Below are 14,403 nucleotides of genomic sequence, written 5' to 3'. Positions count from 1 at the left end.
CCCGTAATACGGCGGCGCGTCCGCCGCTTCCCACCCTTCGAGCGGGAAGCCGAGTTGCCCTTGGCATACCCACGAGTACATAAGTCCCCAGCACTTGTGCACTCAAAGTAATCCTACGATCACTGCTCCAGCCATGGCGATCCGTGAAACGCCACCATTCGCCACCCCTTCGAATGAACTCCGGCCGCCCTACTCGCGATTGACTTGACGCCAGAGAGTCGAGGACAGGCATACCGGTGTACGCCGGGGCGCACGAAGTCGGGCGCACCACCCGGCGCACCGCAAGGCGCCGACTGGATCGCGCGCCACGGGGCAGCCAAGAACAGAGGGTGACAATCCGGTTTCGTCACGTAACCACCGACGCATCGGACCCGTTGGAGGGGGCATGGGCTTCACGATCGGCAGCAGTCGGGCGATGCGCGACATCCGGACCGGCACTCGTCGCCGCGTCCGCTCGTCGGAGGGCACCGCCGTAGCCGAATTCACCGGACTGTGGGGATGGGACGTGGTCCCGGGCGCCCGGGCCGCCGCCGGGGTGTGCTCGTGCGGCAGGGCCGACTGCGCGGCCCCGGGGGCGCACCCCCTGGGCTTCGCCCCGACGATCCCGGCCGGCGCGACACTGGACGAGGCGACCGGCCTCTGGTCGGAGTTCCCGGGCGCCGCGGTGATGCTGCCCGTCGGCCGGTCGTTCGACGTGATCGAGGTCGCCGAGGCCGCGGGGCGCCGCGCGCTGGTCCGCCTGGAGCGGATGGGCCTGCCCCTCGGTCCGGTCACGGCCACCGCCGACGGCCGCGCCCACTTCTTCGTCTCCCCCGGCTCCGCCGCCGAGCTTCCCGAGCTGCTCTACCGCATGGGCTGGGACGACGCCTCCCTCGACCTGCACGGCCTGGGTCCGGGCACGTTCATCACCGCCCCGCCCTCCGACCGCGCCGGGATCGGCCCGGTCCGCTGGCTGCGCTCCCCCGCGCTGGACTCCGCCACGAAGCCACCGAAGGCCCGGCTGCTGCTGGGCACGCTCGCCTACGCGGCACACCGTTCACGAATCTGAGCCGCTCCGCCCGGACCACCCGCACGCGCCCCGGCCGCGCGGACCCGCCCGTCGTCCGACCATCACCATGGGCGTCGCCTCGGCAGCGCCGCTGACATCACCGAGGGCCGGCGGGTACCGACGACGCCACGAGCCCCGCACGGAGAAGCGCCCGCCCCCGACGGTGTCGGGGGCAGGCGCTTCCGCGGGCACCTACGCGTTCGCGCGGGTGGTCACTCTCCGATGAGGGCGTCGACGAACGCCTCCGGCTCGAACGGCGCCAGGTCGTCCGCGCCCTCGCCGAGCCCGATCAGCTTCACCGGGACCCCCAGCTCGCGCTGCACCGCGATGACGATGCCGCCCTTCGCGGTGCCGTCGAGCTTGGTCAGCACGATGCCGGTGATGTCCACGACCTCGGCGAACACCCGCGCCTGGACCAGACCGTTCTGGCCGGTGGTCGCGTCGAGGACGAGCAGGATCTCGTCGAGTGGCGCGTGCTTCTCGACGACCCGCTTGACCTTGCCGAGCTCGTCCATGAGACCGGTCTTGGTGTGGAGCCGGCCGGCGGTGTCGATGAGGACCACGTCGACCCCCATCTCCTTGCCCTCCTTCACCGCGTCGAAGGCGACGGAGGCGGGGTCACCCGCCTCCGGCCCGCGCACGGTGTGGGCGCCGACGCGCTCGCCCCAGGTCTGGAGCTGGTCGGCGGCGGCGGCGCGGAAGGTGTCGGCGGCACCGAGCACGACCGTGCGGCCGTCGGCCACGAGCACGCGGGCGAGCTTGCCGGTGGTGGTGGTCTTGCCGGTGCCGTTGACGCCGACGACCATCACGATGCCCGGCTTGCGGTCCTCGGGCTCGGTCCTCACCGTGCGGTCGACGTCGGTGCGGACCAGCTTGAGCAGCTCCTCGCGGAGCAGGCCGCGCAGCTCCACCGGGGTACGGGTGCCGAGCACCTTCACGCGCTCGCGCAGGCTGTCGACCAGTTCCTGCGTGGGCTGCACACCGACGTCGGCGACGAGCAGCGTGTCCTCGATCTCCTCCCAGGTCTCGTCGTCGAGGTGCTCGCGGGAGAGCAGCGTGAGCAGCCCCTTGCCGAGCGCGTTCTGCGAGCGCGAGAGCCGGGAGCGCAGGCGGACCAGGCGGCCCGCGGTCGGTTCCGGGATCTCGATCGCGGGGACGGCCGGAGGCTCCTCGACGGCGACCGGCGCGTCGGCCGAGCCGTCGGGGAGATCCACCTCCTCCGTCGTGCGGCGCGGTTCTTCGCGCGGCGTCTCGGCCTCGTCGCCGACATGCGGTTCGGCCGGAGGGGCGGTGATGTCGGGTGCTGCGGGGGGCGGCGGGGGCAGCTGCTTCTGCTTGCGGCTGCCGATGACGAGCCCGCCGAGCACACCGAGCACGACCACGGCGATGACTACAGCAAGGATGACGGTTTCCATAACGCGTCCAGTATCAGTCATCCCTTGCGCGGGAGGGATTTTCCCCCGCCCACGGGAACTCTTGTCGTTTCGTACGAACACTCGGGCAGTCGGCGAACGCGGCCGCACCCCACCCCGGCCGGCCGCCGACCCGATCGGCCCCTCGACCCGGACCCGGCCTCCATCACTATGGCGACCTGACGAACCGTCAGCTACCGTCCTCCTCCACACACGAAGGGGGGCTCCCCATGCCCGTGACGGTCGTGCGCTTCAACCTCGTCGAACCCGACGCCACTCCCGCCTCGCTGAGCGCCCGCTACCGGGCCGCCGTCGAGATGGCCACGTACGCCGACGACCGCGGGATCACCACCGTGCAGACCGAGGAACACCACGGCGTCGCCAACAACTGGCTGCCCTCGCCGTTCGCGTTCGCGGGCGCGGTCTTCGGGGCGACCCGGCATCTCGCGGTCACCGTCTCGGCGGTCATCGGCCCGCTGCACGACCCGCTGCGTCTCGCCGAGGACATCGCCGTCCTCGACCTGCTCAGCGGCGGACGCCTGGTGACCGTGGCCGGCATCGGCTACCGGCCCGAGGAGTACGCGCTGTTCGACGTGGACTGGAAGCGGCGCGGCGCGCTCCAGGACGAGCTGCTGGAGACGGTACTGCGGGCGTGGACCGGCGAGGAGTTCACCTATCGGGGCCGCACGGTCCGGGTCACCCCGCGGCCGTTCTCGGACCCGCACCCGCTGCTGCTGGTGGGCGGCTCCTCCCGGGCCGCGGCCCGGCGCGCCGCCCGGCTCGGGCTGCCGTTCTTCCCGAGCGCGCACCTGCCCGAACTGGAGGCCTACTACAAGGAGCGGCTCGTCGAGTACGGCACCGAGGGCTGGACGATGATGCCCGGCGCCGAGACCCCGCTGCTGCACATCGCCGAGGACCCGGACCGGGCCTGGGCCGAGTACGGCTCGTACTTCCTGCACGAGGCGCGGACGTACGCCTCCTGGCAGTCCGGTGACATCCGCTCGGCGGTGAGGTCGGCGGCCACGACGGTCGGGGAGCTGCGGGCCGAGGGCGTCTACCGGGTTCTCACGCCCGACCAGTGCGTGGCGCTGGGTCTCGACAACCTCGTGCTGCATCCGCTGTCCGGGGGAATGCCCGTCGACGAGGGCTGGCGCAGTCTCCAGCTGTTCTGCGAAAGCGTGCTGCCCCGGCTCGTCTGACCTGACGGTCCGAGCCGGGGCGGCACGCCCTCTTTCACGAGTACGGGGAGAGGGGCAGCGGGGACTTGGCCCTTCTCCCCGGGTCGGGGGAGTCACCGGCGGCCGTGGGGAGCCGCCGGCGACAGGGGCGGTCAGCCCATCTCCTCCAGTGCCTTGCCCTTCGTCTCCTTGACGAACTTGAGGACGAACGGGATGGAGAGCACCGCGAAGCACGTGTAGATCACGTAGGTGGCGGAGAGGTTCCAGTCGGCCAGCGACGGGAAGCTCGCGGTGATGGCCCAGTTGGCGATCCACTGCGCGGAGGCGGCGACGCCGAGCGCGGCGGCACGGATCCGGTTCGGGAACATCTCGCCGAGGAAGACCCAGACCACGACACCCCAGGAGAGGGCGAAGAAGAGGACGAAGACGTGCGCGGCGATCAGGGCGACCCAGCCCTGGGCCTCGGGCAGCTTGCCGTCGACCAGGTCGTAGGAGAAGGCCCAGGCCTCCAGGCCGAGACCGATGGCCATACCCACCGAGCCGATGAGGGCGAGCGGCTTGCGGCCGATGCGGTCCACGAAGATCATCGCGATCACGGTGCCGATGATGTTGATGATCGACGTCGTGAAGGAGTAGAAGAACGAGTCCGTCGGGTCGACGCCGACCGACTGCCACAGCGTCGCGGAGTAGTAGAACGCGATGTTGATGCCGACGAACTGCTGGAAGACCGAGAGGCCGATGCCGACCCAGACGATCGGCAGGAAGAGGAAGCTGCCGCCGAGCAGGTCCTTGAAGGTCGACTTGTGCTCGCGCTTCATGGCGTGCTCGATCTCGGCGACGCGGGCGTCCAGGTCGATCTTGTCGCCCTCGACCTCCTTGAGCACCTCACGGGCACGGTCCCTGCGGCCGACCTCGAGCAGGAAGCGCGGGGACTCGGGGATGACGAAGGACAACAGACCGTAGAGGACGGCCGGGACGACCATGACGCCGAGCATGACCTGCCAGGCTTCCAGGCCCAGCACCTGACCCCGCTGGTCGCCGTCGGCGGCCTGCAGGATGGCGTAGTTGACGAGCTGCGAGATGGCGATGCCGACCACGATCGCGGCCTGCTGGAAGGACCCGAGCCGTCCGCGGTACGCGGCCGGGGAGACCTCGGCGATGTAGGCGGGGCCGATGACCGAGGCCATGCCGATCGCGAATCCGCCGACGATGCGCCAGAAGGCGAGGTCCCACAGCGCGAAGGGCAGAGCCGAGCCGATGGCGCTGACGGTGAAGAGGCTCGCGGAGATCTGCATGCAGCGGATGCGCCCGATGCGGTCGGCCATGCGACCGGCGGTCGCGGCGCCGATGGCACAGCCGATCAGCGCGATGGCGATGACCTGGGCCAGGGCCGCGGAGCCGATGTCGTAGCGGCTTCGGATGGCCTCGACGGCGCCGTTGATCACGGCGCTGTCGTAGCCGAACAGGAAGCCGCCCATCGCGGCCGCCGCCGCGATGAAGATGACGTGCCCGAGGTGTTCGGGATGAGCCGTCGTGGCTCCTGGCTTTGGTGCCTGCGCTGCGCTGGTCACGTGGAACTCCTCGGGCCACCGGCCTCGCTGCCGGGGGTGGGGGGACGAAACCCTTCGCTGGTGGTACCAGTGGCGCACATGTTCACGCGGTCCACCACCTGAAGGTAAAAGCAACGTCGCAGAGACTATGCCTTCAAGATTCGAAGCTGCGAATCGATTCGGTGTGAGCTTTTCCACCCTTCGGACGGCAATTGTATTCAATACTTGAACATCACTTACGCGGACGGTCTAACAAGCGTCACAAGATGTGCACGGCTTGCGCCGCCGATCCGTGTGTCGCGTCACCGGATCCGCGGCGTTCCGGCCTGCCTGTCGCCCGTTCTGCCGACCGGCCGCCGCACTCCCCCACCCGCCGTTCGCCCCCGTCGCCCCGGCCGGGGACGAACGGCGGGAATCCGAAACGGCCGCCCACGACGGTCGCGCCGAACGCGCCGATGAGGGTGGGGGAATGCCTGTCGCCCTGCCGACATCGACAGGGCGACGGGCGGGAAAGGGGAAACGGCGGACGGGAGCGGGAGCGGCCGGGCGCGTGGGGGTCAGCGCAGTCGCTGGCTGATGACCTTCGAGACGCCGTCGCCCTGCATGGAGACGCCGTACAGCGCGTCGGCGACCTCCATCGTGCGCTTCTGGTGCGTGATCACGATCAGCTGCGAGGCCTCCTGGAGCTCCTGCATGATCCTGATCAGCCGCTGGAGGTTGGTGTCGTCGAGCGCCGCCTCGACCTCGTCCATCACGTAGAACGGACTGGGGCGCGCCTTGAAGATCGACACAAGGAGCGCGACGGCGGTCAGCGACCGCTCGCCGCCGGAGAGCAGACTGAGCCGCTTGACCTTCTTGCCCGGCGGCCTCGCCTCCACGTCGACCCCCGTGGTGAGCATGTTGTCGGGATCGGTCAGGATCAGCCGCCCGTCCCCGCCCGGGAACAGCCGGCCGAAGACACCCTCGAACTCCCGCGCCGTGTCACGGTAGGCCTCGGTGAAGACCTGCTCGACGCGCTCGTCGACCTCTTTCACCACCTGAAGGAGGTCGATCCGCGTCTTCTTGAGGTCCTCCAGCTGCTCACTGAGGAACTTGTGACGCTCCTCCAGCGCGGCGAACTCCTCCAGGGCGAGCGGATTGACCTTGCCGAGCTGCTGGTACGCGCGTTCGGCGGACTTGAGCCGCTTCTCCTGCTCCGCCCGGTGGAACCGCCGCGGCTGGTTGCGCGGGTGCTCCGGGTCCTCCGGGAGTTCCTCGCCCTCGGCGGGCAGCGAAGGCGGTACGGGCTGATCGGGGCCGTAGTCCGCGACGAGCCCCGCGGGTTCGACCCCGAGTTCGTCCAGCGCCTTCGCCTCCAACTGCTCGATGCGCAGCCGCTTCTCGGCGCCGAGCACCTCGCCCCGGTGCACCGAGTCCGTGAGCTTGTCGAGCTCCGACTTGAGGTCGCGGCCCTGACCACGGGCGGCGACCAGTTCCTGCTCGCGGCGGGCCTTGGCGCCGTCGGCAACGGTGCGCTCCTCCTCGGCGCGGGCCAGCGAGACCTCGACGTGCGCGAGCAGCTGCCGCGCGCCGGAGGCGACGGCCTCGGCTACGGCCGCCTCGTGGCGGAGCCGCGCCCGGCGCTGTTCGGCACGCGCGCGTGCCTCCCGTTCGGCGCGGGCCGCCCGGTCGAGCGAGTCGGCCCGTCCGGCGAGTCCCTTGACCCGCTCCTCGTGCGTACGCACCTGGAGCCGGGCCTCCATCTCCGTCTGGCGCGCGTTGGCGCCGTCGGCGGCGAGCCGGTCCCGTACAGAGGTGTCGGGCTCCTCCTCGACGGGCATCTCCTCGGCCACGGCGAGCCGTTCGGCCAGTTCCTCGGCTTCCTCGACGGCCCGGTCGAGCGCGTCCTGCGCGCGGGCGGCGGCCGCGGTGCTCCGCTCCGCCTCGCCCGCCGCGCCTCTCGCCTGTCCGGCCAGCCGGCCGAGCTGCTGGGCGATCGTCGACTTCTCCCGCTCGGCGGCCCGCCGGCGCTCCCCCACCTCCTCGACGAGCGCGGCCCGGGTCCCGCGGCGTTCCGCCGCCAGACGCTGCGCCTCCGCCAACTCGTCGCAGCGCACGGCCAGTTCCTCGAGCTGGGCCGCCGCCTCGTCGACGGAGGCCTGCACTTCGAGCAGGCTGGGCGCCCCGGCGGAACCGCCGTGCGCGAAGTGCGCCCCGAGCAGGTCGCCCTCGGTGGTCACCGCGGTGAGTCCGGGCCGTGCGTAGACGAGGTCCTCGGCGTCCTCCAGGGTGCCGACGACGACGATCCCGCGCAGCAGCCGCCGCACGGCGGGCATCAGCTCCGCGGGACCCCGGACGAGATCGGCGGCGTGGGTGGGCCCGTCGCCGGGGCCCCGGTCCCCTTCGTGGCCCTCCGCCGGGTACCCGTCCGGTTCCCGGTTCCGGTCCTGAAGGCGTACGTCGGCGGAGGCGTCGCCCGCCGGTCCTGCGGCGGCTCGGGGCTCCTCGGGTGCTCCGGCGAGCAACAGCGACGCCCGGCCCGCGTCCTGCTTGCGCAGCAGGCGGATGGCCTCCGCCGCCGAGGCGGGAGTGGTGACCGCGACGGCGTCCGCGGCGACGCCGAACGCGGCGGCGAGGGCGACCTCGAAGCCGGGGGTGACCGACAGCAGTTCGGCGGCGGGACCGAGCACCCCGGCGAGCCGGTCCTTGGCGCCGAGCAGCACTCCCGTGCCGTCCTTGCGCCGCAGCCCGAGGGCCAGGGCCTCGTGGCGGGCCCGGGTGGCCGCCCGGCGGCGCTCGGCCGCGGTGGCCGCCTCGCGGGCCGCGGCGAGCCCGGCCTCCGCCTCGGACAGTGCCCGCTTGGCGGCCTCGTGCTGTTCACCGAGGTCGGCGTCGCCCGCGTCGAGGCCGTCCACCTCGGCCTTCAGTTGCTCGTACTCCTCCTGGGCCGTGACCGCGCGCTCCTGCGCCTCGTCGCGGGCGGCGGCGAGCCGGTCGATCTCGGCCTGGGCGGACGCGGCGCGTGAACGGGCGGCGTTGACCTGTCCGCCGAGGCGCGCGAGGCCCTCGCGGCGGTCGGCGATGGCGCGGGCCACGTCCTTGAGGCGGCGCTCCTCGACGGTGAGCTCGCGCTCCAGCTCGGCGCGGTGCGCGACGGTGTCCTCCAGGGCGTGCTCGGCCGCCTCCAGGGCGGCTTCGAGCTCGGCCTCCTGCTCGCGGACACGGGCGGCCTCGCGCTCCATGTCCTCGGGGTCGCGCCCGCGGCGTTCCTCCGCGGGCACCGAGGTGGCGCTCTTCACGCGCGCTTCGGCCAGTGAGATCGTGCCGCGCACCCGTTCGGCGAGCTGGGAGAGTTCGTACCAGGTCTGCTGCGCGCGTTGCAGGCGCGGCGTCAGCTGCCGTACCTCGTCCTCCAGCCGGGCCTCCGTCTGGAGCGCCTTCTTCAGCTCGCCCTCGGCGGATTCCTTGCGCTGCTTGAGGGCGGCCTCGTCGGCGATCTCGGAGCGGAGCGCCCCGCGCAGTCGTACGAGGTCGTCGGCGAGGAGCCGCAGCCGGGCGTCACGCAGGTCCGCCTGGATCACGGCGGCGCGGCGCGCCACGGCGGCCTGCCTGCCGAGCGGCTTGAGCTGGCGGCGCAGTTCGTCCGTGAGGTCCTGGACGCGGGCGAGGTTCGCCTTCATCGCGTCCAGTTTCCGCAGCGCCTTCTCCTTGCGCTTGCGGTGCTTGAGGACGCCCGCCGCCTCCTCGATGAAGGCCCGGCGGCCCATCGGATCGGCGTGCAGGACGGAGTCGAGCTGGCCCTGTCCGACGATGACGTGCATCTCCCGGCCGATGCCGGAGTCGGACAACAGCTCCTGGATGTCCAGCAGTCGGCAGGTGTCGCCGTTGATCTGGTACTCGCTGCCGCCGTTGCGGAACATGATCCGCGTGATGGTGACCTCGGCGTACTCGATGGGCAGGGCCCCGTCGGAGTTGTCGATGGTGAGGGAGACCTCGGCGCGGCCGAGCGGTGGGCGCCCGGTGGTGCCGGCGAAGATGACGTCCTCCATCTTGCCGCCGCGCAGCGACTTGGCCCCCTGCTCGCCCATGACCCAGCTGAGCGCGTCCACGACGTTGGACTTGCCCGAGCCGTTGGGGCCCACGACGCACGTGATGCCCGGCTCGAACCGCAGCGTGGTCGCCGAGGCGAACGACTTGAACCCGCGCAGGGTCAGGGCCTTGAGGTGCACGCCGCCGGACTCTACCTTTCGGGCCGGTCTCACTCCATGAACGCGCGGTTTCGCCCATGAACACGCAGGGCACACCAGACGTTGAAGACTGCGGAGGGGTGCACCGGGGGAAGAAAGAAGGGACGCCGAAGGGCGTCCCTTGCGAATCTGACAACTTAGCGGTTGATTCGGGCCACCCAACCACTGCTGTCGTAGTGCGGTGCAGTGATCAGGTGAGCGCAGGCTCCGCCTGGGGTACATCGATGCTCTCGAGAAGCGATTCGTGAGAAGCGGCAGCCGCGAGCGCGTCGTTCTCGGCCTGAATCCGTACGAGCTCGGATTCGAGGTCCTGGACGCGCTGCTGGAGCCGTCGCATCTCGGCAATGAGTCGCGGGTCGGAACCGCCGACGTAACCGAGAAGCGCCTTTGCCATGATGGATGGTCCTCCACACTGAGTGACCGACCGAAGCGGTGTGGGTCGTGAGGGAATCGCACCCGCGATGCTTGACACTGCTGATGTCGTGCTGCCGTTCCACATGCCAAACAGCTAAGGTGCGCGGGGTTTTCAGCGTCTCACCAAAAAGTTTGACGGTCAACACGATCACGCCCCGCATCGGTGGGCAACCCTCTGTCGCGCGGCTCCGGGAACGGGGCGCTGCGACTCCTGCGGGACCCTCAGGGCGTCGAGATCATCGTTACCTCGGGAGCCTGCCACTTCGAGCCGTTCTTGGCAACCACCAGGCCATTTCCGCTACTGAGTGACGCCGACGGCCTACACCGAGGCGTCTTCGGGGGGCGTCGCGACCGACATCGTCACCGGATGGCGAATCCGTCGTAGACCCCTCGGGGCGTGTCCCAGATCTCAGTGACACCGTCCACCCGCCCGGGCGTGTCGTCACCCTGGAGCCAGTCGAGCAGTCCCTGACAGCCTGCCCGGGAGCCCTCGGCGACGACCTGGACGCGTCCGTCGTCCAAATTGAGAGCAAAGCCACTCAGCCCGCCGATCTCCAGCGCCTTGGCCCGCGTAAACCAGCGGAAACCCACACCTTGGACCCGTCCTCGTACCCAGACGACGAGCCGTGCAACCTCGTTCATGGCTGCACGCTAACCGGACAATGTCTCCCGGAGCACTTCCTCCCCTCGCGCCATGGGGTACCGTCCCGACCCAATGAGTCTCATCAGAAACTCACTCTTTCGGGTGAGGATCCGGTGAGGATCGCTGACTCAAGATCGAGGAAGGCCCAAGAGATGGGACGCCACCGACGCTCCGACGCCGGCCGCGCCGCCACAGGGCGCGCCACCGGAGTCACAGATACGAGCGGGACCCAGACGGAGAGCTACGGCCCGGAGAACCTGTACGGCTACGCAGCCGTCGCCGATCTCCCGTCGGCCGCCTCCGCCCGTTCGCACCGCAAGCGGAAGGGTCCGAGCCCGGTCAAGACCGGACTCCTCGGCGTCTCGGCTGCCATGGCCATCGGCACCGTGGCCGTAGCGGCCGGCGTGCTGCCCGGCAGCGACAACTACGCGCTCGGTGGTGGCGGAGGCAGTTCCGACAACGCGCAGGCCGCGAGTTCGCCGTCCAGTGTGGAGACCCAGCAGGGCGGAACCTCGGGCAGCGCGGAATCACGCGACCCCGGGGCGACGAGCCGTGACGCCGATCGCGCCGCCTCGCCCGTGCCCGCGCCCACGGCCTCCTCCCCCTCGGCCGCGCCGGCCACGACGGAGCCCTCGAAGAAGCAGCCGAGCGCCGAGCCCACCGAGGCGACGAAGGCGCCTGAGGCCCAGGCCCCGGAGCCCTCCAAGACCGAGACCAAGGCGCCTGTCGAGAAGGCCCCGGTCACCGTGTCCGCGGAGGCCGCCGCCGAGGCCGAGGTGCTCAAGCTCGTCAACGACGAGCGGGCCAAGGTCGGTTGCAGTCCGGTGGCCGCGAACAGCGCGTTGGCGGACCTGGCCCAGACCTTCAGCGAGGACATGGCGGCGCGGGACTTCTTCGACCACACCGACCCGACCGGGCTCAGCCCCTGGGACCGTGCGGCGAAGGCCGGGATCAGCAGCCTCGGCGGCGAGAACATAGCCCGCGGGCAGGCCGACGCGGCCGCCGTCATGGAAGCGTGGATGAACAGCCCCGGCCACAAGGCCAACATCCTGAACTGCGACTTCAAGACCCTCGGCGTCGGAGCCCACTTCGGCTCGGGCGGCCCTTGGTGGACGCAGGACTTCGGCTACTGAGCCGACCGCGGGTCAGAGGGCTGAGCGCAAACACCCCGTGCCGTGTCCGGGACGTCAGCCGCGAGGTTCCCCTCCGGTGACGACGCGGTCCACGGCGGGCCCGGGTCCGGGCCTCGTTCGTGGACGTCGGCGCGCGGCGGAGGGCAGGGGGAACGCCAGGGCATCCAGGCGTCGCCAGGACGAGGCTCCCGGCGGTTGCGCCCGGTCGGCGCTACGGCCCTTGGCGGGCGCCACCCTGACACAGGACGCCGGCCCCTTCCTCAGCGCGTCGGCCCGTGGTCGACGGCTCGGCCGCGCAGCCTTCTTCGGGCCCACGGAAAACCGATCGCACCGCCGACGACCACCAGGTACGCCGTCAGGGCCCCGTCGTCCAGGACGAGCCCGGGCATGGCGACCACGGTGACGATCAGGAGCCATCCGCATCCGGCGACGACGAGATCCGCCGGATCAGGGCGGTGCCGATCGTTCTCCACCCGCTCCCCCTTCACCGGCCGGGCCGGAGCCGTCACGTCTCTTCGACAGCCGAGGCAGCACGGCCCCGTCGCCTCCCGAGGACTTCACCCGCTCGTTCGCGATCGGTGCCCGGAACATCTTCATCGGTATTCCCTGGTCCTCAGCCCCTGACACCGGCCCGGCGACGTGACGAAGACCTCTCTCCCCCGTCCCGTCGCGGACCGTCGAGGTGTCCGTCGGAATGCGCGGGCTTCCTCCATGCGGTACGGCGGCGACCGTGCTGGAAAGGCTTCCGCCGGCGATCGAACAGCGTTCTCCACCAACCTGGTTGACCGATCGCCGCGTCCAGGACCGGTTCATGGGGTTCATGGGCTCGCGGATTTACGTCCGGGAACGCCATGAGTCGCCGTCTGTTCCGCCCAGGCGGCCACCGAAGGCCTGACGCCGACGGCACGCACCCGGCTCCAGCTCCCTGCTCCCTGCTCCCTGCTCCCTGCTCCCTGCTCCCTGCTCCCTGGGACGATCGCCGTCCATCCGCTCGACCCGCCGGAGCGTTCCCGTAGGAGCCCGGGGTCGGCAGAGTCGGAACTCCTGTGCGAGCGCGGTGTCGTGCGTCCTCGGAACCCCCGCGCGGGGGCGGCGCCCCGGACTGCGGAGGGGCAGGGCGCGTGTGAACCTGCAGAGGTGGATTCCCCGACGCGTGACACGGTGTCCGGAGCTCCCGGCCGGTCGGCGCCGACGGCTGTACTGATCGCGACCTGTGTCTCGACCCTGGTCGTCAACGCGAACACCTCGGCGGTGAGCATCCTGCTCCCGGCGATCAGCGCCGACACGGGCACGTCACTGGACACCCTGCAGTGGGCCGTGACCGGGTACTCGCTGGTGGGCGCGGCGGTGATCGTCACGTCGGGGGCCCTCGGCGACGTGTTCGGACGGCGGCTGGTCTTCCTGGGCGGCCTGGCCCTGTTCATCGTCTCGTGCGTGTTGATCGCGCTGTCCGACAGCGGCGGAGGGGTGATCGCGGGCCGGGCGGTCCAGGGCGCGGCCGGGGCGACGATCCTGGCCTGCGGAATGAGCCTGCTGTCGGTGTCCGCATCAGGGGAGGGGCAGGTGCGGGCGGTGACCCTGTGGGGCGGCGCGTCCGCGGTGGGTGCCGCCGCCGGACCGCTGGTCGGCGGTCTGCTGGTGGACGGCACCGGATGGCAGGGCCTGTTCTGGATCGACGCGGGGATCGCGCTCGCCTGTGTCCCGATCACGCTGCGGGGGGTCACCGAATCCCGCGATCCCGACCGCAGTCGGCAGATCGACTTCGCGGGGACCGTGCTGATCGCCGTCGTCCTCGCCCCGGCGCTGCTCGCGCTCAGCGAGGGGGCGGACTGGGGCTGGACCTCGCCCGCGGTGCTCGCGTGCCTGGCCCTGTCGCTGGCGTCGTGCGTGGCGTTCGTCGCGGTGGAGCGGCGGGTCGCGGCACCGCTGGTGGACCTGCGGCTGCTGAAGGATCGCGTGCTGATCGGGGCGACGGTCGGGATCCTGCTGAGCGCGGGCGTGATCAACGGTCTGATGTATCTGGTCAGCCTCTACTTCCAGAACCCCGCCACGCTCGCCATGAGTCCGCTGGAGGCGGGTCTGGCCACACTGCCCGCGACGGTAGGCCTGATCGCGGTCACGCCGCTCGTCCCCCGGATGGTCCAACGGCTGAACATCGGACCGGTAATCGCCGTCGGCTTCGCGGCTGCGACGGCCGGTTGCGCGCTGCTGGTGTTCGTTCGGGGCGACTGGCGGTACGCGGCCTTCGTCCTGCCGCTCGTCCTGCTGGCCGCCGGGCTGGGACTCGTCAACGGCCCGGCGAGTTCGGCGTCCACCTCGTCGGTGTCCGCCGACGACGTCGGAGCGGCCTCCGGCATCTCGAACATGGCGCGGTACATCGGCGCGGCCGCGTTCACGGCTGCCGTGGCGACGGTCAACGCGACGGTGGGTGAGTCCCGGCGCTCGGGCGGGGACGGGGAGGCGGACGCGCTGGCGGCCGGCCTCTCCAGCGCGTGCCTGGTGCTCACGGTGGCGTCGGGGGTGGGAATGCTGCTCTCCGTCCTGGCGGTTCGCGCCCGGCGACGGCGGGCCGAGCCCGGCGCGTACGGGGCCGCCGCCGCCTCGCACGCCCACACCGTCCCCGTCGGGGACCTCGGGGACCGGTGACGGCACCGCCCGCCGCGGCCGGGCCGCGCGACCCGCGCCCTCGAACACCCGGGCACCCCAGTTCGGCCCCGCCTGCGCGACGTACCGCTCGGGAGCCGGAACCGGGTCCCGGCCGTGCACGAGCTGCTCGCCGACGGCGACCCCGACGGCGAC

10 protein-coding genes are annotated in these 14,403 nt (G+C 71.4%); 4 read left to right on the top strand and 6 right to left on the bottom strand.

What is annotated here, in order from left to right:
- The first annotated feature begins 385 nt into the window (after positions 1 to 385).
- On the top strand, positions 386 to 1,048 hold the full coding sequence (locus ACFYW7_RS32340; RefSeq protein ID WP_389508898.1) for a bifunctional DNA primase/polymerase: 663 nt from the start codon (positions 386 to 388) through the stop codon (positions 1,046 to 1,048).
- 212 nt (positions 1,049 to 1,260) lie between these two features.
- Here ACFYW7_RS32340 and ftsY read toward each other — a convergent pair whose 3' ends face one another.
- Positions 1,261 to 2,463 carry a signal recognition particle-docking protein FtsY gene (ftsY, locus tag ACFYW7_RS32335; protein WP_389508896.1) on the bottom strand — a complete coding sequence of 401 codons (1,203 nt, stop codon included), beginning with the start codon at positions 2,461 to 2,463 and terminating at the stop codon, positions 1,261 to 1,263.
- A 227-nt stretch (positions 2,464 to 2,690) separates the two neighbouring features.
- On the opposite strand from ftsY, the gene ACFYW7_RS32330 reads away from it, so the two are divergent.
- On the top strand, positions 2,691 to 3,659 hold the full coding sequence (locus tag ACFYW7_RS32330) for an LLM class flavin-dependent oxidoreductase (RefSeq protein ID WP_389508894.1): 969 nt from the start codon (positions 2,691 to 2,693) through the stop codon (positions 3,657 to 3,659).
- Positions 3,660 to 3,790: 131 nt separating this feature from the next.
- Here ACFYW7_RS32330 and ACFYW7_RS32325 read toward each other — a convergent pair whose 3' ends face one another.
- The 4 genes from ACFYW7_RS32325 to ACFYW7_RS32310 all read right to left on the bottom strand — a co-directional run bounded on the left by ACFYW7_RS32325 (position 3,791) and on the right by ACFYW7_RS32310 (position 10,470).
- Positions 3,791 to 5,209 (bottom strand): sugar porter family MFS transporter, encoded by a 1,419-nt coding sequence (locus ACFYW7_RS32325; protein ID WP_389508892.1) that lies wholly within the window; start codon positions 5,207 to 5,209, stop codon positions 3,791 to 3,793.
- A gap of 536 nt (positions 5,210 to 5,745) precedes the next feature.
- Positions 5,746 to 9,396 carry an AAA family ATPase gene (locus tag ACFYW7_RS32320; protein ID WP_389508890.1) on the bottom strand — a complete coding sequence of 1,217 codons (3,651 nt, stop codon included), beginning with the start codon at positions 9,394 to 9,396 and terminating at the stop codon, positions 5,746 to 5,748.
- A gap of 208 nt (positions 9,397 to 9,604) precedes the next feature.
- Complete coding sequence (locus ACFYW7_RS32315) at positions 9,605 to 9,808, bottom strand: hypothetical protein (RefSeq protein WP_389508887.1); 204 nt, start codon at positions 9,806 to 9,808, stop codon at positions 9,605 to 9,607.
- A 380-nt stretch (positions 9,809 to 10,188) separates the two neighbouring features.
- Entirely contained in the window at positions 10,189 to 10,470 is a 282-nt protein-coding gene (locus ACFYW7_RS32310) for an acylphosphatase (RefSeq protein WP_389508885.1), read from the bottom strand.
- Between the two features lie 153 nt (positions 10,471 to 10,623).
- Here ACFYW7_RS32310 and ACFYW7_RS32305 point away from each other — a divergent pair, with 153 nt between their 5' ends.
- Positions 10,624 to 11,604, top strand: a complete 981-nt coding sequence (locus tag ACFYW7_RS32305; RefSeq protein ID WP_389508883.1) for a CAP domain-containing protein — start codon at positions 10,624 to 10,626, stop codon at positions 11,602 to 11,604.
- A 260-nt stretch (positions 11,605 to 11,864) separates the two neighbouring features.
- Here ACFYW7_RS32305 and ACFYW7_RS32300 read toward each other — a convergent pair whose 3' ends face one another.
- A complete protein-coding gene (locus ACFYW7_RS32300) occupies positions 11,865 to 12,077 on the bottom strand; it encodes a hypothetical protein (protein ID WP_389508881.1) in 213 nt (70 codons plus the stop codon).
- Between the two features lie 664 nt (positions 12,078 to 12,741).
- Here ACFYW7_RS32300 and ACFYW7_RS32295 point away from each other — a divergent pair.
- Complete coding sequence (locus tag ACFYW7_RS32295) at positions 12,742 to 14,250, top strand: MFS transporter (RefSeq protein WP_389508878.1); 1,509 nt, start codon at positions 12,742 to 12,744, stop codon at positions 14,248 to 14,250.
- Positions 14,251 to 14,403: the final 153 nt, after the last annotated feature.

The organism is Streptomyces sp. NPDC002580 (assembly GCF_042889485.1).
Taxonomy (GTDB): Bacteria; Actinomycetota; Actinomycetes; order Streptomycetales; family Streptomycetaceae; genus Streptomyces.
The sequence above is the reverse complement of the archived record's forward strand: the minus strand, read 5'-3'. Positions and strand labels throughout refer to the sequence as shown.